At 59.3% G+C, this 20012-nt stretch carries 21 protein-coding genes; 19 read left to right on the top strand and 2 right to left on the bottom strand.

All coding sequences use genetic code 11. The annotated features are described in order from the left end of the window. Window positions 1-2: 2 nt before the first annotated feature. Window positions 3-1118, bottom strand: coding sequence for a GTP 3',8-cyclase MoaA (gene moaA / locus ACP8KU_RS06680; protein WP_284809391.1), 1116 nt, complete (start codon window positions 1116-1118; stop codon window positions 3-5). 61 nt (window positions 1119-1179) lie between these two features. Further along, a complete protein-coding gene (locus ACP8KU_RS06675; RefSeq protein ID WP_005282405.1) occupies window positions 1180-2967 on the bottom strand; it encodes a long-chain fatty-acid--CoA ligase in 1788 nt (595 codons plus the stop codon). 374 nt (window positions 2968-3341) lie between these two features. On the opposite strand from ACP8KU_RS06675, the gene rho reads away from it, so the two are divergent. The 19 genes from rho (at window position 3342) to ACP8KU_RS06580 (ending at window position 19967) form a co-directional block, all read left to right on the top strand. Continuing rightward, a complete protein-coding gene (gene rho / locus ACP8KU_RS06670) occupies window positions 3342-5225 on the top strand; it encodes a transcription termination factor Rho (protein ID WP_284632019.1) in 1884 nt (627 codons plus the stop codon). Next, entirely contained in the window at window positions 5218-6294 is a 1077-nt protein-coding gene (prfA, locus tag ACP8KU_RS06665) for a peptide chain release factor 1 (RefSeq protein ID WP_005282411.1), read from the top strand. Before rho ends, prfA begins: the two co-directional genes overlap by 8 nt. Before the next feature lie 9 nt (window positions 6295-6303). Further along, window positions 6304-7137 carry a peptide chain release factor N(5)-glutamine methyltransferase gene (prmC, locus tag ACP8KU_RS06660; protein ID WP_237801052.1) on the top strand — a complete coding sequence of 278 codons (834 nt, stop codon included), beginning with the start codon at window positions 6304-6306 and terminating at the stop codon, window positions 7135-7137. A 32-nt stretch (window positions 7138-7169) separates the two neighbouring features. Next, on the top strand, window positions 7170-7838 hold the full coding sequence (locus ACP8KU_RS06655; protein ID WP_005282416.1) for an L-threonylcarbamoyladenylate synthase: 669 nt from the start codon (window positions 7170-7172) through the stop codon (window positions 7836-7838). 14 nt (window positions 7839-7852) lie between these two features. Continuing rightward, window positions 7853-9028: an MraY family glycosyltransferase gene (locus ACP8KU_RS06650; RefSeq protein ID WP_005280193.1), complete on the top strand. Its 1176-nt coding sequence runs from the start codon at window positions 7853-7855 to the stop codon at window positions 9026-9028. A 10-nt stretch (window positions 9029-9038) separates the two neighbouring features. Then, a complete protein-coding gene (locus ACP8KU_RS06645) occupies window positions 9039-9470 on the top strand; it encodes a Cg1360 family ATP-synthase-associated protein (RefSeq protein ID WP_005280194.1) in 432 nt (143 codons plus the stop codon). Window positions 9471-9915: 445 nt separating this feature from the next. Further along, window positions 9916-10716, top strand: coding sequence for a F0F1 ATP synthase subunit A (gene atpB / locus ACP8KU_RS06640; protein WP_005280195.1), 801 nt, complete (start codon window positions 9916-9918; stop codon window positions 10714-10716). 104 nt (window positions 10717-10820) lie between these two features. After that, window positions 10821-11060, top strand: a complete 240-nt coding sequence (locus tag ACP8KU_RS06635) for an ATP synthase F0 subunit C (RefSeq protein ID WP_005280196.1) — start codon at window positions 10821-10823, stop codon at window positions 11058-11060. A gap of 43 nt (window positions 11061-11103) precedes the next feature. After that, complete coding sequence (locus tag ACP8KU_RS06630; RefSeq protein ID WP_005280197.1) at window positions 11104-11673, top strand: F0F1 ATP synthase subunit B; 570 nt, start codon at window positions 11104-11106, stop codon at window positions 11671-11673. Window positions 11674-11679: 6 nt separating this feature from the next. Then, window positions 11680-12495 carry a F0F1 ATP synthase subunit delta gene (locus tag ACP8KU_RS06625; protein ID WP_484483485.1) on the top strand — a complete coding sequence of 272 codons (816 nt, stop codon included), beginning with the start codon at window positions 11680-11682 and terminating at the stop codon, window positions 12493-12495. 60 nt (window positions 12496-12555) lie between these two features. Continuing rightward, on the top strand, window positions 12556-14196 hold the full coding sequence (gene atpA / locus ACP8KU_RS06620; protein WP_484484159.1) for a F0F1 ATP synthase subunit alpha: 1641 nt from the start codon (window positions 12556-12558) through the stop codon (window positions 14194-14196). A 50-nt stretch (window positions 14197-14246) separates the two neighbouring features. Beyond that, a complete protein-coding gene (locus tag ACP8KU_RS06615; RefSeq protein WP_005280200.1) occupies window positions 14247-15236 on the top strand; it encodes a F0F1 ATP synthase subunit gamma in 990 nt (329 codons plus the stop codon). 3 nt (window positions 15237-15239) lie between these two features. Next, window positions 15240-16685 carry a F0F1 ATP synthase subunit beta gene (gene atpD / locus ACP8KU_RS06610; RefSeq protein ID WP_005280201.1) on the top strand — a complete coding sequence of 482 codons (1446 nt, stop codon included), beginning with the start codon at window positions 15240-15242 and terminating at the stop codon, window positions 16683-16685. Window positions 16686-16695: 10 nt separating this feature from the next. After that, window positions 16696-17070, top strand: a complete 375-nt coding sequence (locus ACP8KU_RS06605) for a F0F1 ATP synthase subunit epsilon (RefSeq protein ID WP_005280202.1) — start codon at window positions 16696-16698, stop codon at window positions 17068-17070. A gap of 183 nt (window positions 17071-17253) precedes the next feature. Continuing rightward, entirely contained in the window at window positions 17254-17733 is a 480-nt protein-coding gene (locus ACP8KU_RS06600) for a DUF2550 domain-containing protein (RefSeq protein ID WP_005280203.1), read from the top strand. 21 nt (window positions 17734-17754) lie between these two features. Then, window positions 17755-18447 (top strand): endonuclease NucS, encoded by a 693-nt coding sequence (nucS, locus tag ACP8KU_RS06595; RefSeq protein WP_005280206.1) that lies wholly within the window; start codon window positions 17755-17757, stop codon window positions 18445-18447. Further along, window positions 18447-18731: a hypothetical protein gene (locus tag ACP8KU_RS06590; RefSeq protein WP_081445490.1), complete on the top strand. Its 285-nt coding sequence runs from the start codon at window positions 18447-18449 to the stop codon at window positions 18729-18731. Before nucS ends, ACP8KU_RS06590 begins: the two co-directional genes overlap by 1 nt. 10 nt (window positions 18732-18741) lie before the next feature. Next, the gene (locus ACP8KU_RS06585) at window positions 18742-19050 is read left to right on the top strand and encodes a thiamine-binding protein (protein ID WP_034653892.1); all 309 of its coding nucleotides are present in this window, start codon (window positions 18742-18744) and stop codon (window positions 19048-19050) included. Further along, window positions 19050-19967, top strand: a complete 918-nt coding sequence (locus ACP8KU_RS06580; RefSeq protein ID WP_126318826.1) for a tetratricopeptide repeat protein — start codon at window positions 19050-19052, stop codon at window positions 19965-19967. Before ACP8KU_RS06585 ends, ACP8KU_RS06580 begins: the two co-directional genes overlap by 1 nt. Window positions 19968-20012 lie beyond the last annotated feature (45 nt).

Here is a 20012-nt window from a genome sequence, read left to right as displayed (position 1 = left end):
GATTAGCCGCCAATGGCTGACATGGGACGATCCGGCTGCAAAAAGCCTTCATCATCAATGCCGTGGCCGGGTTTCTTCGTCCACATTTCCCCGGCCCATGCCTCCATCAACTCCTCGTCGCTCGCGCCAGAGCGCATGAGATCCCGCAATTGGGTTTCGGAATTGCCAAAAAGGCAGTTGCGCACGGCGCCATCGGTGGTAAGCCGGGTGCGGTCGCAGTCGCCACAGAAGGGATGGGTTACCGAGGCGATAATGCCCAGCTTGCCGGCGGTGCCATCGGGGGCGATAGCATCCCACAACGCGGCCGGGGCCGATCCGCGCGGCTCCCGCGCCGGGCGCATGGAAAAGTGGTCCTGGAGCCTGAGCAAAATATCATCGGCGGTGACCATGTCTTCGCGGCGCCACTTTTCGCGCGGGCCGAGAGGCATCTGCTCGATAAAGCGCAGCTGGGCGCCCTGGTGCAGGGCATAGTCCGCCAGCGGGACGATATCTTCCTCGTTGACGCCGGGCATGACCACGGCATTGATCTTGACGGGATTCAATCCGGCATCGGCCGCAGCGGCGATGGCCTCGAGTACGTGGGATAGGCGGTCGCGGCGGGTGAGTGCGGCATAGCGCTGAGGATCGATGGTATCCAGCGAGATATTGATGCGGTCGAGCCCCGCGGTAGCGAGTTGTGCCGCGCGCTTTTCCAAGCCCAACCCATTGGTAGTCAGCGCCGTGGACGGTGCGATGCCTTCATCCGTGGTGAGTTCCTTGGTGGCGGCGATGATATCTGCCAAGGATTTGCGCAACAGCGGTTCGCCGCCGGTAAAGCGCACCTGGCGGATGCCGAGCTTTTCCACGCCGAGGCGGATAAGCCGGATGGTTTCTTCATCGGATAGCGTTTGCTGCGTGGGCATCCACTCTAAGCCTTCGGCCGGCATGCAGTACGTGCAGCGCAGGTTGCAGCGATCCGTAAGCGACACGCGCAGGTCGCGGGCCCTGCGGCCGTAGCGATCAACCAAGGCGCGGGTGCCGTCGCTTGCTGCGGCAGGTAAGTCCTCCGGCGGCTGCGACCGGCCCACGGTGGGCAGGGGCAGGGAGACCGCTGAAGAAGAAGGCGTTGGTGAAGTCATTGCTGCCAGTCTAAGAGTGGGGAACAAGGTACACCAAGCTACAACGCCACCTGGCCGGGGATTATTCCTCGTTTTCCCGGTTAAAATCGCTTTCGTCGATATCGTCAAGGCGCTGGGCTTCACCCGGGCCCTTGAGGCGGATGATGTTGTAATCGCCTTCGGCCAAGTGGGCGCGCAAATCCTTCTTATCGAACTTGCCCACTGACGTCTTATCGATGGATTTTACGAAGGTCCAGTACTCCGGCAGCATCCAGCTGGGCAATTCCTTGCGCAGGCTCTGGCGCAACTTTTCGGCGGTCTCGATGGTGGGCGAGGCCTGCTCGCCCAAGACGGTGACGGCAAGTGGGCGCTCCACCCATTGCTTATCGGGGTAGCCAATCACCGCGGCCTCCACCACATCGGAATTGGCCATGATGAGGTTTTCCAGCTGTACCGAATAGATCCACTCGCCGCCGGAGCGGATGACATCTCGGGCGCGGTCCTCAACAGTGAGGAAGCCGTCCTTCGTTACGGAGCCGACATCGCCTGTGCGCAACCAGCCATCCGCGGTGAACTTGGATTCCGCGGCCTCGACCGGCTTGCCGCGGAACTCGGAGGCCACCTCGCCCGGCTCGGCGGTGGGCGAATGATAATAAGAACCGGTCACGAGGTTGCCGCGCACCTGGAGCTCACCGGCATTGCGGTCGGTCTTGGATACCACTTGGCCATCATTGACCACGCGGTACTGCAGCGAGGCGGCGATCTTTCCCTGGGAGATGCGATAGGCCCACCGGGTATCGCCGGACGCGCCCTGTGGCGGGCGGGCAACGCTGCCGACCGTCGAGGTTTCGACCATGCCCCACACGTGCACGACGTCGACGCCGTAATGCTCCTCCCACATCTTGATAAGCTGCGGCGGCACAGGGGAGCCGCCGGCGAAAATTTCCGTCAGCGTCATGCGCTCTGGCGGATTGTGCATGTAGTGCACGAAGAGCTGGATCCAGATGGTGGGCACGCCGTGGGCCACGCGCGGCGACGTGGCCGCAATGACCTTGGCAAGGGTGGGGGCGGAGACATCGGCATCGGGAAGCACGAGCGGGGTACCCGTCATGAAACACGTAAAGGGAACGCCCCAGCTCAGCACGTGATAGATGGGAATGCAGCACAGGAAGGTCTCACCGTGGGTAATGCACAGCGAATCCGAGGAACGCAGCTGCATGGCCTCGAGGTACAGCGAGCGGTGGGAATATAAAACGCCCTTCGGGGCGCCGGTGGTGCCGGTGGAATAGCACAAAGCGGCGGCGGTGCGCTCATCGAGCTCGGGCCAATCGTAGATGGTAGAGCGGCCATCCAGCAGCGCCTCGTAGGAATAAAACTCGATGCCGCGCGGGAAATGGTGGGCAAAGCGCTGCGGCGATTGGGAGCCGGTGAAAATCACCGAATGCACGGATGGCGCGCCGTGTAAAACCGTGCCCAACTGCGGGGCGAGGCGGGGATCACACACGATGACGGAGACCTCAGCGTGGCTAATGATGTGCCGGATCTGGTCATTCATCAACTGCTTATTCAGCGGGGTAAAAACCGCGCCCTTGCAGGCGGAGCCAAACATGACCTCGAGGTGCTCGGCGCAATTCCACATGAAGCTGCCCACGCGCTGATCACCGGTAATGCCAAGGTCATCGTGTAAAACATGGGCAAAGGCCGCCGCGCGGGCGGCGATATCGCGGAAGGTGACCTTTTCTGCGGGGCCAAACTCGGATCCGGTGCCCTCACCGTGCCAAGTGGTAACAGTGGTATTGCCATGCACCGACGCGCCGTATTCCAAAATACGGGTTAAAGACAGGGGAATATCCATCATCGTGGAAAGCATGCTTCCACTGTAGCGGTGTCCAAGTACTCACGGTGTAGCGAATGCGCTATACTTGCCATCGACTGATAGGAAAGCGGGAAATCTTCCCAATCCTATGCAATCGGGCCCAGTGACAGGTCCCATCGTTAAACATTGCCCACAGTCGTTTCTTGAATTCTTCCGCCCCCGCGTACGAGCTACAAGGGGGAATTCCCATACGGTAACCGGAAGAGGCCTCATGCTTATTGCCCGGCAGGGTGCGCTAGCGCCTTGGCACGAGGGCGAAAAGATAAGAAAAATACACATCGGCTTCCAGTGCACCCGCCCAAGCTTCCCTGAAGTGGGGGGAGGGCGGATCCCAACTATGGACCTGGTCAAGCAACGAAAGGATATCCGTGAGCGATACGGACAACACCGCGGCACAGGATCTCGCATCCCTGAAGCTGCCGGAATTGCGCAAAATGGCTGCCGAGCGCGGCCTTCGCGGCGTCTCTGCCCTGCGCAAAGGGGATCTCATCACCGCCATTAAGACCGGTCAGGTTCCCCCAAAGGCGAAGGCAAAAATAGAGCAGGTAGAAAAGGCCGAGAAGGCCGAGAAATCCGCTAAGGATGCGGCGCCTGCCAAGCAGAAAGATAAGCCGTCTAAGAAGGACGATCGCGGCGAGAGCGATAACGGCAAGTCCAGCGAACAGCAGGACAACCGCGGCAAAGACCGCAAGGACAACAGCGACGACCAGCGCTATGAATCGCGGTCGCAGGCCCGCCGTGCCCGCCGCAACCGCGCCCGCCGCCAGGAGCGTCTAGAGCAGGACGATAATAACCGGGGCGAGAATAACCGGAGTGACAACAACCGGGGCGACGCGCACAACCAGAACCAGAATCGCCACCAGGATCGCCGCGATGACTCCCAGGATGGCTCCGATAATCAGGGAGACAAGCAGGGCGAGAAGAACGGCGATAATAATCACCGCAATAATCGCAATGACGATAATAATTTTGACCGCGGTAACCGCCGTGGCCGTCGCAACCGCCGGAATCGCCGGGGTGGCCGGGGTAATAATGATAACCACGGCGGCGGCAATGACCTGCAGGTGCGCGAGGGCGATGAGCTGCAGGCAGTCGGCGGCATCTTGGATGTTGTAGACAATAACGTCTCCTTCCTGCGCACCACCGGGTACCGCGCGGGCGATGCGGACGTCTTTGTTAATAAAAACATCGTGCGCCGGCTGGGCCTGCGCTCTGGCGATGCCATTACTGGTCAGGTGAAGGTGGCTGGACCTACCCACACCCACGGCAATGGCCGCAACCGCCGCAAGTACAACCAGTTGGTGCAGGTCGATACCGTCAATGGGATCGATCCAGAAGAGGCCAAGCAGCGCCCGCACTTTAATAAGCTCACGCCGCTGTATCCCAACCAGCGCCTGCGCTTGGAAACGGATCCAAAGATCCTCACCACCCGCGTCATCGACCTGATCATGCCGATTGGTAAGGGCCAGCGCGCGCTCATCGTCTCGCCGCCAAAGGCCGGTAAGACCACGATTTTGCAAAATATCGCGAATGCGATTGCCACCAATAACCCTGAGTGCTACCTCATGGTGGTGCTGGTGGATGAGCGCCCCGAAGAGGTCACGGACATGCAGCGCTCCGTGAAGGGTGAGGTCATTTCTTCCACCTTTGACCGCCCGCCCTCAGAGCACACCTCCGTTTCCGAGCTGGCCATCGAGCGCGCGAAGCGCTTGGTGGAGCAGGGCAAGGACGTCGTGGTGCTGCTGGATTCCATTACCCGCCTGGGCCGCGCCTACAACAACTCCTCCCCGGCATCGGGCCGCATCCTGTCCGGTGGTGTGGATTCCAATGCGCTCTACCCGCCAAAGCGCTTCTTGGGCGCTGCCCGCAATATCGAAGAGGGCGGTTCGCTGACCATCATCGCCACCGCGATGGTGGAGACCGGTTCGACCGGCGATACCGTCATCTTCGAGGAATTCAAGGGGACGGGCAACGCGGAATTGAAGCTGGACCGCGGGATCTCGGAACGCCGCGTATTCCCAGCTGTGGATGTCAACCCCTCCGGAACCCGCAAGGACGAGCTCCTGCTGGTGCCTGAAGAGGCGCGCATCATGACCAAACTGCGCCGCATCCTGTCGGCCCTGGATTCCCACCAGGCAATTGACCTGTTGATCAAGCAGCTTAAGAAGACCCGCTCGAATGGCGAGTTCCTCATGCAGGTGGCTTCTTCTGCACCGATGGCTGCGGATAAGGACGAGGAAGACTATGTCTAATCAAGTTTCCATGGTTGATGACATTGTGTCGGAATACCAGGGCATTGAAATGCAGATGGGCGACCCAGAAATCGCCGGCGATCAGCAGGCTTTTCGCAAGCTATCCAAGCGGTACGCGGAGCTGCGCCCCATCATCAAGGTCAACGAGGAGCTGACCCAGGCGCGCGAGGATCTCGCGGACGCCAAGGAGATGGCTTATGAAGACCACGACTTCCAGGAAGAAGCGGACCGCCTAGCAGCGTCGGTGGAAGAGCTGGAAGAAAAGCTGGCTGACCTGCTCGCCCCGCGCGATGAGCAGGACTCGGAAGATATCATCATGGAGATCAAGGCCGGCGCCGGCGGCGAAGAGGCCGCGCTCTTTGCCGGCGACTTGGCCCGCATGTACGAGCGTTTTGCCGATAAGATCGACTTTAAGTGGGAGGTCTTGGGCCTTAACGAGTCCGATTTGGGCGGCGTAAAGGACATGACCATTTCCTTCCGCGCTAAGTCTCCGACGCGCGATGGCGCGTGGTCCGTCTTCAAATTCGAGGGCGGCGTGCACCGCGTGCAGCGCGTGCCGGTCACGGAATCGCAGGGCCGCATCCAGACCTCCGCTGCTGGCGTGCTGGTGTACCCGGAGCCCGAAGAGGTGGAATCGGTCAATATCGATGACAAGGATATCCGCGTCGATGTGTACCGCTCCTCCGGTAAGGGTGGTCAGGGCGTGAACACCACCGACTCCGCGGTGCGCATTACCCACCTGCCCACGGGGTTGATTGTTACCTGCCAGAAGGAACGTTCGCAGATCCAGAACAAGGCCCGCGCCCTGCAGGTGCTGCAGGCTCGCCTGGACCAGATGGAGCGCGAGGCCCGCGAGGCCGAGGCTGGCGAGCAGCGCGCCTCCCAGGTGCGCACCATGGATCGCTCCGAGCGCGTGCGCACTTATAACTGGCCCGAAAACCGCATCACGGATCACCGCATTGGCTACAAGGCCAATAACCTGGATTCCGTGCTAAACGGCGATATGCAGGATCTCATCAAGGCCCTGCAGGACCAGGAGCGCGCCGAGCGCCTTGAGGCCGAGGGGTAATCGCGGTCGATGGAATCGTACGGTGAGGCGCTGCGCCATGGGGTGCAGCGCCTTCGCGTTGCTGGAGTAGGAAGTCCCGAGTGGGATACGCGGATCCTCATCTCCCACCTCATTCACTGCGGGCATTTGGATATCCCGCTGCACGAGCCACCCATGCCCGGCTTCGAGGTGGCTTTTGAGGCGCTTTTGCGCAGGCGGGAACAGCGCGAGCCGCTGCAATACGTGCTGGGTACGGCGTGGTTTGGGCCCCTAGACCTAAAGGTGGGCCCAGGCGTGTTCATTCCGCGCCCGGAAACGGAGGTGATGGCGGACTGGGCGGTCCACCACGCACCAGGCCCGCGCATGGTGGATTTGTGCTCGGGTTCGGGCGCGCTGGCGCTCTACCTGCAGCATTACGTACCGCAGGCGGAGGTTAAGGCAGTAGAGCTTTCCGATGCCGCCCTCGAGTTCACCCGCGCCAATACTCTCGGCACCGGGGTAGAGGTGGTGCAGGCGGACGCGACCGACAGTCAGACTCTGGCGGACTGGAATGGCACGGTCGATCTCGTAGTGACCAACCCGCCTTATGTACCGGAAGATCCGAACCTGCAACTGGAGGTGTATCACGATCCGCACGTGGCCGTCTTCGGTGGCGATGACGGCATGGGAGTAATCCGCGGGTTGATTCCCACCATCGCCAGGCTTTTGCGGCCCGGTGGGCTCATGGCGATTGAACACGACGATACGACTGGCGATGCCGTGCGCGATGCGGTGCGTGACCACGGTGGCTTTGCCCATATCGCGCCGCTTAGGGACTTAACAGGCACGCCGCGCTTTATTACCGCTCAGCGCGCGGTAGACTAAGGCATCACCGTCGGGCAAGAAGGGGATAATTGATGCAAGGAAAAATTTATAATTGCGCCGATGACACCGAGCGTGAGGAAGGCGTGAGCATCGCCACCAAGGCCGCAAAGTCTGGGCGGCTCGTGGTCATGCCCACCGATACGCTGTACGGTTTGGGCTGCGATGCCTTCGATAATGACGCGGTAGCCAACCTGCTCGCCACCAAGCAGCGCGGGCCGGATATGCCGGTTCCCGTGCTCGTTGGCTCGTGGAATACCGTGCGCGGACTCGTCGCCTCGTACCCCGATTCCACCCGCGACCTCGTCGAGGCCTTTTGGCCAGGCGGGCTATCCATCGTGGTGCCACAGGCGCCATCCTTGCCGTGGAACTTGGGAGATACCCGCGGCACCGTCATGCTGCGGATGCCCCTTCACCCGATTGCCATCGAGCTCTTGCGCGAGGTAGGACCGATGGCGGTTTCATCTGCCAATATCTCCGGACACCAACCACCAACTACGGCGCAAATGGCCAAGGACCAATTGGGCAAGGCCGTCACCGTGTACTTGGATGGGGGAGAAACGGACATCGGCAAGCCCTCGACCATTATCGATCTCTCCGGTGATCATCCATACCTACTGCGCGAGGGTGCATTATCCGCGGAGGAAATCGGTGAGGTCCTCGGCGTCTCCGCTGATTCCCTGCGGACCCGGCCCCAAGGATAGAAGGAGCATTTCGCGTGAGCGGCACTGGCGTACCGCTGCGCGAGTTGGCCTTGGTCATCCTCGTAGCAGCGACATTTACCTACCTGACCACCGGAGTGGTGCGGTCCTTTTTGGTCCGCACGGGCCGGGTGGCAGAAATTCGCCTGCGTGATTCCCACTCCCAGCCCACGCCCCGCATGGGCGGGCTCGCCATGTTTACCGGTTTTGGCGCGGCGATATTCCTCGCAGCCCAGCTTCCAGCCTTGACTCGCGGGTTTATGCCCGTCACCCCGGAGATGAGTGCGGTGATGTGGGCGGCGCTGGCCATCGTGCTTGTCGGCGTTGCCGATGACTACCTAGAGCTCGGCGCCCTCATCAAGCTTTTCGGGCAGCTCTTTGCCGCCGCGCTCATGAGTGGCCTGGGCCTGACGTGGACGCTGCTTTTCATCCCCTTCGGTGGCGGCACCACGGTAGTGCTCGACCAGATTCAAAGCACCCTGCTTACCGCGTTTTTCACCGTTCTGCTTATCAATGCTATCAACTTCGTCGACGGCCTCGATGGCCTCGCAGCTGGCCTTGGCCTCATCGCCGGTGGCGCCATCTTGGTCTTTTCGCTCACCGTTCTGCATGACCAGGGCGGGGCGGTATCGGCGTATCCACCTGCTATCATCAGCGCCGCGTTGGTGGGGATGTGTGCGGGCTTTTTGCCCCATAACTTTGAACCTTCGCGAATCTTTATGGGCGATTCCGGCTCCATGCTTATCGGGCTCTTGCTCGCCGCAGCGTCTACTTCGGCCTCCGGCAAGATCAATATGTCCCTGTACGGCACCGTGGACATGGTGGCGCTAATGTCGCCCATCCTCGTGGTGATCGCAGCAGTGTTTATTCCAGTCTTAGACCTTGTCTGGGCGGTCATTCGCCGCCTGTCCCAAGGCCGTTCGCCATTTTCTGCGGATAAGGCGCATATCCACCACCGCCTGTTGTCGTTGGGGCATACGCACCGGCGCACTGTGCTCGTGCTGTACCTCTGGGTATCCGCGGTGGCCTTCGGTGCGGTGTCCTTTTCCATCGTGCCGGCCCCGGTAGCGGTCGGCTTGTCCATCACGGCATTATTGGTTGCCTTTGGCGCGACGCTGATTCCACTGCGGCAGGGCAAGATTGGCCTCCGGTCATCGGATGATTGCGTATTGCATGACTCTGCGAGCGCGTGATGTAGGGTGAATGTCCGTGAGTGACACAACGGAAAATGCTAATTTCGATGACCCGCGCGTGCCGCTGCAGCGCGCCGTAAAGAAAGGGGCTACCGCTCTCGGCATCTTTACCATCATTTCCCTCGCCGTCTGGGGAGGGGCACAAGGTGTCGCCGGGCTCTGGGGCGTTATCGTCGGCGCTGCTCTCGGCGGCGGCTTTGTCTTGTTTACCGCGCTGTCGGTCCTCTTTACCGCGAACTCGACCCCCTCTACCACTATCGCGGTGGTATTGGGCGGCTGGCTTATCAAGCTGATCGTGCTTATCGGCGTGCTGGCCATTATCCGGGACATGGATTTCTATGACACGTGGGCGCTATTTCTTACCGTCGTCGTCGCGCTCATCGTTACCTTAGGCTCCGAAGTCTGGGCCGTGGTCACCTCTCGGGTCACCTACGTGTCCTAATTCGTGCCCACATTAGGGCTTAGCCGTCGCGCACTGGGGTGGTGCGCGACGGCCTTTTTGTGCCTGCATGCTGGCATTAATGGCAGGCCGCCACCCCCGAGGAGGTGTGTTGGCTTAGGGGTGTGATCAAATGCACGTTTGTGAATTAGGCAGGAATAGCGCGGTTTTGTCTGCCAAAAGGCGGATATGGCGGTATCGGGTGTGGCTTATGGGGCCCCCACGTGCGAAAACTGTTGATCCAGCTGATACGATTTGCTTCGGGTTACCGCGGGGTTAAGTGTTGCGCTTTTATCCTGCACGGTAAATCCCTGTCTTGTTCACGCTGATGTGCGACGGAGTCCGTGTTCAAGGCAGAGAGTTTGAGACGTCCATCGCACCACAGAAGCCAGCTAATGGCTGTGTGGCCCGAACACGGGAGAGAACGCTGAGCGTTACAACATTGGCTATGAAAGGGCACTTCCATACGCCCGATCTAGGTGAAGAATTCTTCCCGGGGCAAATTGATGCCGACCATCTGTTTTTCGGTGACTTCGCCGACGGATGGTTCGCGCTTGATCGCCTGATGCTGATTCGCATTTTGATGACGCTAATTGTGGTGATCCTTTTCTGGGCTGCCTTTAAGAACCCTAAGTTGGTTCCTTCTGGCATTCAGAATGTGGGCGAGAACGCGGTCGACTTCGTCCGCGTCCACATCGCCGAGGACATTTTGGGTAAGAAGGAGGGAAAGCGATTCCTGCCAATTATCGCTAGCATCTTCTTCGCGGTTCTGTTTATGAACGTCGCGACCGTTATCCCGGGACTTAACGTCTCGCCCAACGGTCGTATTGGTATGCCAATTGTGTTGGCAGCCGTTTCGTACATCGTCATGATTTACGCCGGCGCCAAGCGCTACGGCTTTGGTAAGTTCATTCGCTCCTCCGTAGTGATTCCGAACTTGCCACCGGCATTGCACCTTTTGGTGGTACCGATTGAGTTCTTCTCTACGTTCATTCTGCGACCGGTTACCCTTGCAATTCGTCTCATGGCGAACTTCCTTGCTGGACACATCATCCTGGTTCTTCTCTTCTCTGCTACGAACTTCTTCTTCTGGCAGCTAAATGGTTGGACCGTCCTGTCTGGGCTGACCGTGGTCTTGGGCTTGGCTATGAGCCTGTTCGAGATTCTGGTTATCTTCTTGCAGGCGTACATCTTCGCTTTGTTGACGGCGGTGTACATCGAGTTGTCCTTGCACGCTGATTCGCACTAAGGACGAGGTCGACGAGCGCGACCGAGTAATCCACCTAATTACACAACACTGACATTCGGTCCGGTTCGGACTGAAGATTTTTACGAAAGGGAACGACTTTCACCATGAACGAAATCATTCTGGCACAGGATGCTGCTACGACGTTCGAAGGCTTCGGCACCATCGGCTACGGCCTGGCTGCTATCGGCCCAGGTATCGGTATCGGCATCGTCGCCGGCAAGACCGTTGAGGCTATGGCTCGCCAGCCGGAGATGGCCGGCCAGCTGCGTACCACCATGTTCCTTGGTATCGCCTTCACCGAGGCCCTGGCCCTTATCGGCCTGGTTGCCGGCTTCCTGTTCTAAAAGTACGAGTTTTCCAAACCGAAACTTTTAAGACGGGAGACCTATGAATAACGTCGTTTATATGCTTGCAGCAGAGGGCGAGGAGAACCCAGGTTCGGGTAGCTTCTCCGTTCTTCTGCCCAAGAACTATGACATTTTCTGGTCTTTGCTGTGCTTTATCGTAATTCTCTGGTTGTTCTGGAAGTTCGTGCTTCCTCGTTACACCAAGTTGCTCGAAGAGCGTGAAGACCGGATTGAGGGCGGCATGAAGCGCGCTGAGGCCCAGCAGGCCGAGGCCAAGGCTGCTCTAGAAAAGTACAATGCTCAGCTGGCTGATGCCCGCGCAGAGGCAGCCGAGATCCGCGAGCAGGCGCGCGAGCGCGGCAAGCAGATCGAGGCTGACGCGAAGAGCCAAGCGGAAGAGGAATCCCGCCGCATCGTCGCCAATGGCGAAAAGCAGTTGGAAGCTTCTCGTGCGCAGGTTGTTACTGAGCTGCGTTCCGAAATGGGACAGAACTCCATCAACCTGGCAGAAAAGATTCTGGGCGGCGAGCTTTCTGACGCTTCCAAGAAGTCCTCTACCATCGATGGCTTTTTGTCCGAGCTCGACTCTGTGGCACCGGCCGGAAAGTAGGCAACTATGAAGGCAGCTAGCCGCGAAGCACTCGCGAACTCACAATCCCGTGTGGATGAAATCCTCGCTGGCGATAAGAATGTCGCTAGTGCAGTCCAAGCGGGCCTGGATATCTTCGAGGTCGTCGACGTTTTGGATGGGGACCGCGAATTGCGCGTATCCTTCATCGACGTTGCAGCCCCGGCTGAAGCACGCAAGTCCTTGGCCGAGAATCTCTTTGGCTCCAAGATTTCTGCCGGTGCACTGAGCATCCTGCAGGAAGCTGCGGCGAACCAATGGTCTTCGCCGAAGGACTTCGTCAACGGGCTTGTATCCTTGGGCCGCCGCGCATTGCTGCGCGCCGCCGAGGCGCAGGGCCAATTGGGCCAGGTCGAAGACGAGCTTTTCCGTTTGGCGCAGATTCTGGACCGCGAGGGCGAGCTTACCCAGCTGCTTTCCGATCGAACTGCTGAATCCGCACGCAAGCGCGGATTGCTGGCAAACGTGCTCTACGGCAAGGTAACGATGTTTACTGAGGCGCTCGCGCTGCAGGCCATCAGCCGCCCAGAGCAAAACCCGATTGATGACGTAGCCGGATTGGCCGATACTGCAGCAGCCCTGCAGGATCGCACCATCGCGTGCGTTGTCGCTGCGGGTGAATTGAATGAAGGCCAGCAGGCAGTACTCGCTGAGAAGCTGGGCAAAATTTATGGTCGTGCGATGTCCATTCACTCTGAGGTTGACACCAGCCTCCTCGGTGGCATGCGCATCCGCGTCGGCGATGAAATCATTGACGGCTCGACGGCAGGCAAGATTGCCCGCTTCCGTGCCCAGATGGTGTAGCCGAAACGACAGAAACGATTTAAGTAAGTGCTGGAAGATACTACCGAGAGCAGGAAGAACATGGCGGAGCTGACGATCTCCTCCGACGAGATCCGTAGTGCGATTGCGAACTACACCTCGAGCTACTCCGCGGAGGCCTCCCGTGAGGAGGTCGGCGTGGTCATTTCGGCAGCTGACGGTATTGCGCAGGTTTCTGGCCTGCCATCCGTTATGGCGAATGAGCTGCTCGAGTTCCCCGGCGGCGTAATTGGCGTCGCACAGAACCTTGATACCAATTCCATTGGTGTCGTGGTCCTGGGTAACTACGAGTCCCTCAAGGAGGGCGACGAGGTTAAGAGGACCGGAGAGGTCCTTTCCATCCCCGTGGGCGAGGACTTCCTCGGCCGCGTTATTAACCCACTGGGCCAGCCCATCGACGGCTTGGGCCCAATCGAAAGCGAAGAGGAGCGCGTCCTCGAGTTGCAGGCACCTTCGGTGCTGCAGCGCCAGCCGGTTGAAGAGCCAATGCAGACCGGCATCAAGGCTATCGATGCGATGACCCCGATCGGCCGTGGTCAGCGTCAGCTGATCATTGGTGACCGTAAGACCGGTAAGACCGCGGTTACTATCGATACCATTTTGAACCAGAAGGCTAACTGGGAGTCCGGCGACAAGGACAAGCAGGTCCGTTGTATTTACGTCGCCATCGGCCAGAAGGGCTCGACCATCGCCAGCGTGCGCCGCACCCTTGAGGAGCACGGCGCGCTGGATTACACCACCATCGTGGCGGCCCCAGCTTCTGATTCCGCCGGCTACAAGTGGCTGGCACCGTTCTCCGGTGCTGCATTGGGCCAGCAGTGGATGTACCAGGGCAACCACGTCCTGGTCATCTACGATGACCTGACCAAGCAGGCTGAGGCATACCGCGCAATTTCGCTGTTGCTGCGCCGCCCGCCGGGACGTGAGGCTTACCCAGGCGACGTCTTCTACCTGCACTCCCGCTTGCTGGAGCGCGCTGCCAAGCTTTCCGATGACATGGGTGCCGGCTCCATGACCGCACTGCCCATCATCGAGACCAAGGCTAATGACGTCAGTGCCTTCATTCCGACCAACGTCATTTCCATTACTGACGGTCAGGTCTTCTTGGAGTCCGACCTCTTCAACCAGGGTGTTCGCCCGGCTATTAACGTCGGTGTGTCCGTCTCCCGTGTTGGTGGTGCGGCACAGACCAAGGGTATGAAGAAGGTTGCCGGTAACCTCCGTCTTGACCTGGCTGCATACCGTGACCTGCAGGCATTCGCTGCCTTCGCATCCGACCTGGACGCTGCCTCCAAGGCACAGCTGGAGCGCGGCTCTCGCTTGGTCGAGCTGCTGAAGCAGTCCGAATCCTCGCCGCAGCCGGTGGAATACCAGATGGTATCCATCTACCTCGCCGAGGCAGGCGTCTTCGACGTCGTTCCCGTCGAAGACGTTCGCCGCTTCGAGGCCGAGGTGCACGAGTACCTCAACGCCAATACTCCAGAGGTCTTTGAGCAGATCGCCGGCGGCAAGGCGCTCAGCGATGAGTCCAAGGAAGCACTCGAGGCCGCAGCCAAGGAGTTCGCTCCTACGTTCCGCACCTCCGAGGGCCACAACTTGGGTACCGAAGAGCCTGTAGATCCTTTGGACGAAAATGACGTGAAAAGCACCGAGCTCAACGTCTCCCGGAAGACGGCTAAGTAGAGTTCAGCTCTCGTAATTAACCGTCTATATGAAAGAAGGGAGGAGAAACGATGGCTAATCTTCGCGAATTGCGCGACCGCATTCGGTCCGTGAACTCGACTAAGAAGATCACTAAAGCCCAGGAGCTCATTGCTACCTCGCGCATTACCAAAGCGCAGGCTCGGGTGGAAGCCTCTCAGCCGTACGCGACTGAGCTGACCAATGTCATGAACAGGTTGGCTGCAGCGTCGACGCTAGAGCACCCTATGCTGCGCGAGCGTGAAGACGGCAACGTCGCCGCGATTCTCGTAATCACCTCTGACCGAGGCATGTGCGGTGGCTACAACAACAACGTCTTCAAGAAGGCAGCCCAGCTCAAGGCCCTCCTCGAAAGCAAGGGCTACGAGGTAGTTCGCTACGTCACCGGCAGCAAGGGCATCGGCCACTACAACTTCCGCGAGGAAGAGGTAGCAGGCAGCTGGGATGGTTTCTCTCAGGATCCAACCTGGGAGGGCACCCACGATGTGCGTCGCCACATGATCGATGGCTTCGTTGCTGGTTCGAAGGGCACTACCAAGGGCCGCGAGGGCCTGCATGCGGAAGGTGAAGGCGCAGGTGTTACCGGTTTCGACCAGGTGCACGTGGTCTACACCGAGTTTGAATCCATGCTGACTCAAACCGCGCGTGCGCAGCAGCTTTTGCCTGTTGAGCCGGTAGTGCAGGGCGAGGAGTACGAGATGGGTGACTCCGCACTGGAAGATCCGGAGCCGACGGAAAACATTTCCGCGGACTTCGAGTTCGAACCGGACGCGGATACCCTGATGGAAGCGCTGCTTCCGCAGTACGTCTCGCGTATCCTGTTTGCTATGTTCTTGGAGGCTTCGGCTTCCGAGTCCGCTGCACGCCGTACAGCTATGAAATCTGCTACTGACAACGCAACCGAGATGGTCAATGACCTGTCTCGCGTGGCCAACCAGGCCCGTCAGGCGCAGATTACCCAGGAAATTTCAGAGATCGTCGGTGGCGCTGGCGCGCTATCTGACAGCGCAGAAAGTGACTAGATTATGACTACAGCTCTGCAAGAGCAGAATGCACAGTCTTCGGCAGTCGCCGGTCGTGTCGTGCGCGTCATCGGTCCGGTGGTGGACGTGGAATTCCCACGCGAGGCACTTCCGGCCCTGTACAACGCACTCCACGTCGAGATTAAGCTCGAAGCTGTGGCAAAGACCGTCACCCTCGAGGTCGCTCAGCACCTCGGTGACAACCTCGTTCGTACCGTGTCCATGGCACCTACCGATGGCCTCGTTCGTGGCGCCGAGGTAGTCGACTCCGGAGAGCCTATCTCCGTTCCCGTCGGCGACGTCGTCAAAGGCCACGTCTTTAACGCCCTCGGTGACTGCCTCGATGAGCCAGGCCTCGGCCGCGATGGCGAGCAGTGGGGCATCCACCGCGAGCCACCAGCGTTCGACCAGCTCGAAGGCAAGACCGAGATTCTCGAGACCGGTATTAAGGTCATTGACCTGCTGACCCCTTACGTTAAGGGCGGCAAGATTGGCCTCTTCGGTGGTGCAGGTGTGGGTAAGACGGTCCTGATTCAGGAAATGATTACCCGTATTGCCCGCGAGTTCTCCGGTACGTCGGTCTTCGCCGGCGTCGGCGAGCGCACCCGTGAGGGCACCGACCTCTTCCTGGAAATGGAAGAGATGGGCGTTCTGCAGGATACCGCACTTGTCTTCGGCCAGATGGACGAGCCACCAGGAGTTCGTATGCGCGTGGCCCTGTCCGGCCTGACCATGGCGGAGTACTTCCGCGATGTGCAGAACCAGGACGTGCTGCTGTTCATCGACAACATCTTCCGTTTCACCCAGGCCGGCTCCGAGGTATCCACCCTGCTGGGTCGCATGCCTTCCGCCGTGGGTTACCAGCCAACCTTGGCTGATGAGATGGGTGTGTTGCAGGAGCGCATTACCTCCACCAAGGGTCGTTCCATTACCTCTCTGCAGGCCGTTTACGTGCCTGCCGATGACTACACTGACCCGGCCCCAGCCACGACCTTCGCCCACTTGGATGCGACGACCGAGCTGGACCGTGCCATTGCTTCTAAGGGTATTTACCCGGCAGTGAACCCGCTGACCTCTACCTCTCGTATCCTCGAGCCAGGCATTGTGGGCGAGAAGCACTACGAGGTAGCACAGCGCGTCATCGGTATTCTGCAGAAGAACAAGGAACTGCAGGACATCATCGCCATCCTTGGTATGGACGAGCTGTCTGAAGAAGACAAGGTGACCGTGCAGCGTGCCCGCCGTATCGAGCGCTTCCTGGGCCAGAACTTCTTCGTCGCGCAGAAGTTCACTGGTCTGGAGGGGTCCTACGTGCCGCTGCAGGACACCATCGATGCCTTCGAGCGCATCTGCAACGGTGAGTTTGACCACTACCCAGAGCAGGCCTTCAACGGCTTGGGTGGCTTGGACGACGTCGAAGCTGCATACAAGAAGTTGAACGAGAAGTAGGGAGAGGCACATGGCTGACATCACCGCCGAATTGGTTTCCGTCGAGCGCTCATTGTGGTCTGGTCAGGCCTCCATAGTGACGGCTGAGACCACCGAGGGTGAGATCGGCGTGCTTCCCGGTCACGAGCCTGTGATCGGTCAGTTGATCGACAATGGCGTAGTGACCATCCACCCAGTTGATGGCGCGCGGCGCGTTGCCGCCGTCCAGGGTGGCTTCCTCTCCGTTACCCAGGACAAGATTACCGTCCTCGCTGATTGGGCCATCTGGTCCGATGAGGTGGATGAGGCCCAGGCGGAAGAGGACTCCTCTTCGGCTCATGAGCTCACCAAGTCCCGCGGTGAGGCTGCATTGCGTGCACTTCGCCGCGCAGCAAAGGCTGAATAAACCTTGGATTGGTAGGAGAGGGCAGCAATAGCCGCCCTTCCTGCTCTCAGAAAAGCGCACTGGAATGTATCCGGTGCGCTTTTTCACGTTTTCTTTGCCTTTTCTTATTGGCGCGGAGGCGGAATCAGGCGCTACAATCCAAATAATTGTTCTTTCACTAACCAAGGATGGCGTGTGGAGCCCATGAATTCAACGGTTATCTCGGTGGTCCTGTGGGCCTTAGCGTTGGTGGTATTGCTAGTAGTTCTGCTGGCGGCCCTGCGATTTTTTACTCTGCGCTCGCGCGGAACCGCGGTGTTGTTGCGCTCAATGCCGGCGAAGGATAGCTTTTCTTGGCGCCATGGCGTGCTGCGCTATACCGGAGAAGTTGTTGAATATTTCAAACTGCGCTCTGTATTTCCGCGCTATAACCTGTGGTTTAATCGCCTCGACATCACCATTTTGAACTCCCGTTCTTTGGATGATGACGAGGCTTCTTTCATGTCTGATGCCACCGAGGTAGTGCACTTTAGTACCGGGGATGCGGAATACGAGCTGGCTTCCGATGCCCGCGGGATCATGGCCTTCGAAGCCTGGGTCGAGGCTGCGCCGTCCAAGCGGCAACAGCGCTTTGATTACAAGCAATTGCGGGAGCGAGCCACCCGGCAGTCCAAGCGTCAATAGCAACAGGCTAGGGTAGTAGCCATGCGCTTAGTAATCGCCCGTTGTTCAGTTGATTACGTGGGACGGCTCGACGCCCACCTGCCCTTGGCGGACCGCCTGCTCATCGTCAAAGCAGACGGCTCGGTATCGGTGCATGCCGATGACCGCGCGTATAAGCCCCTCAATTGGATGACGCCGCCGTGTACGGTGAGTGAATCCGTCATCGAGGACGTGGATGGCAATGACACCGGCGAGGTCTTGTGGCTAGTGGAAAACCCAAAAGGTGAGCAATTGCGCATCACTATCGCGGAAATCCACGAGGATATCTCCTACGAGATGGGCGAAGACCCCGGCCTGGTAAAGGACGGCGTGGAGGCGCACCTACAGGAGCTTTTGGCCGAAAAGATCGACACGCTGGGTTCTAATTTCACCCTTGTGCGCCGCGAGTACCCCACGGCTATTGGCCCAGTGGACATCATGGCTAAAGATGCTGATAACCGGAATGTTGCCGTGGAGGTCAAGCGGCGCGGTGGCATCGACGGCGTAGAGCAATTAACCCGCTACCTTGAGCTATTGAACCGCGATGAACTAATCGCTCCGGTATCTGGCATTTTTGCTGCGCAAGAGATTAAGCCACAGGCCCGAACGCTTGCCGAAGACCGCGGCATCCGCTGCGTGGTCTTGGATTACCAAGAGCTGCGCGGGCTCGAGTCGAAAGAATTGCGGTTGTTTTAATGCCACGGCGAAATAGGCGGAAACCACAGGAATTCCGGCCGCTGCCCAAGGACGGCTCTACCTTCCTTGGTTCGCAGACGGTCGAGGGCCCCAGCTGGACGCACGGGGAGCCGTATATCATGCGGCACATCGGTTCAGCGCGGGCGCAAAAATTCTATATTTGCCCGGGGTGTAACCAAAATATTCCGCCTGGGGTTGCCCACATCGTCGCCTGGCCGCGCGATACCGGCAGGCAGGGCGATGACCGCCGTCATTGGCACCGGCATTGCTGGGAGCGAAGGTAGACTTACGGGCATGATTGTTGCATTTTCAGTAGCACCCGCAGTGGTGGATAATGACTCCGGCGAGATGGCCGATGCCGTGGCGGAGGCGGTCCGCGTGGTGCGGGAATCCGGCCTGCCTAATGAAACCAACGCCATGTTTACCCTTGTAGAAGGCGAGTGGGACGAGGTTTTCGGCACGATTAAGAAGGCCACCGAAGCGGTACGTGCGGTATCGCCGCGCACCTCGTTGGTTATTAAGGCCGATATCCGCGAAGGCGTGACGAATCAGTTGACAGATAAAGTAGACGCCGTGAATCGTCGTTTAGCTAAGGAGGATTAATGACTTCTGCGAATAATGCTTATGTAGGCGGCGCCCTCGATCTCAGCCAGGTCAAGGCCCGTGCGGAAGCCCGCCAGCAGGCACAAGAGCAGCCGCAGTCTAACGGAGTCCAGCCATTTTTTACCGTCACCGAGGCGAATTTCGAGACCGAGGTGGTGCGCCGCTCCACTGAGGTGCCGGTCGTCGTCCTCATTGGCACCTCGCGCTCTACCCAATCCGACCAGCTGAAGCAGGACCTGCAGGAATTAGCCGCGGCGGGAAACTTAAGCTTCCTCGTAGGCTACGTGGATGCGGACGCCACTCCACAGGTCGCGCAGGCCTTCGGCGTGAAGAACCTGCCGACCGTGGTGGCCATTGGCGCCGGCCAACCGCTGACCAATTTCGAGGGAGCCCAACCGAAGGAGGCCCTCAAGCAGTGGCTGGATAGCTTGGTAGAAAACGTCGGACCGCAGCTCAAGGGGCTTGAGTCCGCACCGTCCGCAGCAGAGGAGGAAGAAGAGGATGACCCTCGCCTGCAGGAGGCAGAATCCTTCCTGAACTCCGGCGATTTCGATGGCGCGATCAAGGTCTACGAATCCATCTTGGAAGCGGAACCGGATAATACGCAGATTAAGCAGGCGCGGGACACAACGAAGCTTCTCAAGCGGCTGGACCCGGCCAATCAAACCGAGGACCCGATTGCTGCTGCGGATGGGGATAAGGGGGACATCGGCAAGCAAATGCGTGCCGCCGATGCCGAAGTGGTGGCAGGTGCCCCTGAAAAGGCCTTTGACCGCCTCATCGAGGCCATGAAAGTCACCGCCGGCGATGAGAAGGCGCAGCTCAGGGAACGCCTGCTCGAGCTCTTCGGCCTCTTTGCCGGCAATGATCCGCGCGTTCTTGAAGCGCGCACGAAGCTGGCAAGCGCGCTGTATTAAAGTCGGCGGAGCTGTGTCAATTACTGCGGGCGGTGAATAGATCAG

Source organism: Corynebacterium sp. LaCa_282, assembly GCF_057198125.1.
Note: the sequence above shows the minus strand (reverse complement) of the source record. Positions and strands in the feature narration are given on the sequence as shown.

Excerpts from the sequence above, each read along its gene's own strand:
- moaA (WP_284809391.1), bottom strand. The coding sequence starts at position 1,118 with ATGACTTCACCAACGCCTTCTTCTTCAGCGGTCTCCCTGCCCCTGCCC.
- ACP8KU_RS06675 (WP_005282405.1), bottom strand. The coding sequence starts at position 2,967 with ATGCTTTCCACGATGATGGATATTCCCCTGTCTTTAACCCGTATTTTG.
- prfA (WP_005282411.1), top strand. The coding sequence starts at position 5,218 with ATGTCTAATCAAGTTTCCATGGTTGATGACATTGTGTCGGAATACCAG.
- prmC (WP_237801052.1), top strand. The coding sequence starts at position 6,304 with ATGGAATCGTACGGTGAGGCGCTGCGCCATGGGGTGCAGCGCCTTCGC.
- ACP8KU_RS06655 (WP_005282416.1), top strand. The coding sequence starts at position 7,170 with ATGCAAGGAAAAATTTATAATTGCGCCGATGACACCGAGCGTGAGGAA.
- ACP8KU_RS06645 (WP_005280194.1), top strand. The coding sequence starts at position 9,039 with ATGTCCGTGAGTGACACAACGGAAAATGCTAATTTCGATGACCCGCGC.
- atpB (WP_005280195.1), top strand. The coding sequence starts at position 9,916 with ATGAAAGGGCACTTCCATACGCCCGATCTAGGTGAAGAATTCTTCCCG.
- ACP8KU_RS06635 (WP_005280196.1), top strand. The coding sequence starts at position 10,821 with ATGAACGAAATCATTCTGGCACAGGATGCTGCTACGACGTTCGAAGGC.
- ACP8KU_RS06630 (WP_005280197.1), top strand. The coding sequence starts at position 11,104 with ATGAATAACGTCGTTTATATGCTTGCAGCAGAGGGCGAGGAGAACCCA.
- ACP8KU_RS06625 (WP_484483485.1), top strand. The coding sequence starts at position 11,680 with ATGAAGGCAGCTAGCCGCGAAGCACTCGCGAACTCACAATCCCGTGTG.
- atpA (WP_484484159.1), top strand. The coding sequence starts at position 12,556 with ATGGCGGAGCTGACGATCTCCTCCGACGAGATCCGTAGTGCGATTGCG.
- ACP8KU_RS06615 (WP_005280200.1), top strand. The coding sequence starts at position 14,247 with ATGGCTAATCTTCGCGAATTGCGCGACCGCATTCGGTCCGTGAACTCG.
- atpD (WP_005280201.1), top strand. The coding sequence starts at position 15,240 with ATGACTACAGCTCTGCAAGAGCAGAATGCACAGTCTTCGGCAGTCGCC.
- ACP8KU_RS06605 (WP_005280202.1), top strand. The coding sequence starts at position 16,696 with ATGGCTGACATCACCGCCGAATTGGTTTCCGTCGAGCGCTCATTGTGG.
- ACP8KU_RS06600 (WP_005280203.1), top strand. The coding sequence starts at position 17,254 with ATGAATTCAACGGTTATCTCGGTGGTCCTGTGGGCCTTAGCGTTGGTG.
- nucS (WP_005280206.1), top strand. The coding sequence starts at position 17,755 with ATGCGCTTAGTAATCGCCCGTTGTTCAGTTGATTACGTGGGACGGCTC.
- ACP8KU_RS06590 (WP_081445490.1), top strand. The coding sequence starts at position 18,447 with ATGCCACGGCGAAATAGGCGGAAACCACAGGAATTCCGGCCGCTGCCC.
- ACP8KU_RS06585 (WP_034653892.1), top strand. The coding sequence starts at position 18,742 with ATGATTGTTGCATTTTCAGTAGCACCCGCAGTGGTGGATAATGACTCC.
- ACP8KU_RS06580 (WP_126318826.1), top strand. The coding sequence starts at position 19,050 with ATGACTTCTGCGAATAATGCTTATGTAGGCGGCGCCCTCGATCTCAGC.